Origin of the sequence: Colwellia sp. RSH04, assembly GCF_003545765.1 — a bacterium.
Classification (GTDB): Bacteria; Pseudomonadota; Gammaproteobacteria; order Enterobacterales; family Alteromonadaceae; genus Colwellia.
On the sequence record NZ_QXIO01000038.1, the window covers coordinates 1 to 1,232 of the forward strand.

Genomic DNA, 1,232 nt, shown 5'->3' on the forward strand with positions numbered 1-1,232 from the left:
ATAATCGTTTCATTACCTGCAGCATCGGCGGCAATCACATCATAATCACCCGTGTTTGCGCCTACCTCAAAGTCATTGACGTGCGCTAAGATACCCGCCGCCGTAATGGTAATCACACCATTGTTATCAATGTGGTAATAACCATCGGCTGAGGTTTGACTGCCATTGCTGAACGTATACGTGGCCACATCAGGATTGTTCGCTAACATCCCGACAACCGCATCGGCCACTTGGTTTTCTTCATAACTAAAACTTTGATCTGACAGACTTGGCGCCGTGTCATCCACATTGGTTTCACTTAAGGTCACGGTGATAGTCGTTTCATTACCCGCAGCATCGGAAGCAATAATGTCATAGTCACCGCTGTTCGCGCCCACTTCAAAGTCATTGACGTGCGCTAAGATACCCGCCGCGGTAATGGTAATAACACCATTGTTATCAATGTGATAATAACCATCGGCTGACGTTTGACTGCCATTGCTGAAAGTATACGTGGCCACATCAGGATTGTTCGCTAACGTCCCGACAACCGCATCGGCCACTTGGTTTTCTTCATAACTAAAACTTTGGTCTGACAGGCTTGGCGCCGTGTCATCCACATTGGTTTCACTTAAGGTCACGGTGATAGTCGTTTCATTACCAGCAGCATCGGAAGCAATAATGTCATAGTCACCGCTGTTCGCGCCCACTTCAAAATCATTGACGTGCGCTAAGATACCCGCCGCGGTAATGGTAATAACACCATTGTTATCAATGTGATAATAACCATCGGCTGACGTGGTGCTGCCATTGCTGAACGTATACGTGGCCACATCAGGATTGTTCGCTAACATCCCGACAACCGCATCGGCCACTTGGTTTTCTTCATAACTAAAACTTTGATCGGCTACTGTCGGTGCGGTGTCATCCACATCCGTTTCACTTAAGGTCACGGTAATAATCGTTTCGTTACCCGCGGCATCTGAGGCAATAATGTCATAGTCACCGCTGTTCGCGCCGACCTCAAAATCATTGACGTGTGCTAAGATACCCGCCGCGGTAATGGTAATAACACCATTGTTATCAATGTGATAATAACCATCGGCCGAGGTTTGGCTGCCATTACTGAACGTGTATGTGGTCACATCAGCATTATTCGCTAACGTTCCCACCACGGCATCGGCCACTTGGTTTTCTTCATAACTAAAACTTTGATCGGCTACTGTCGGTGCGGTGTCATCCACATCCGTTTC

The 1,232-nt window shown here is 47.6% G+C and carries 1 protein-coding gene; it reads right to left on the reverse strand.

Annotated elements, in window-relative coordinates:
* Positions 1–1,232 (reverse strand): hypothetical protein (locus D1094_RS18710; protein WP_220452577.1); only part of this gene is annotated, 1,232 nt, incomplete at both ends.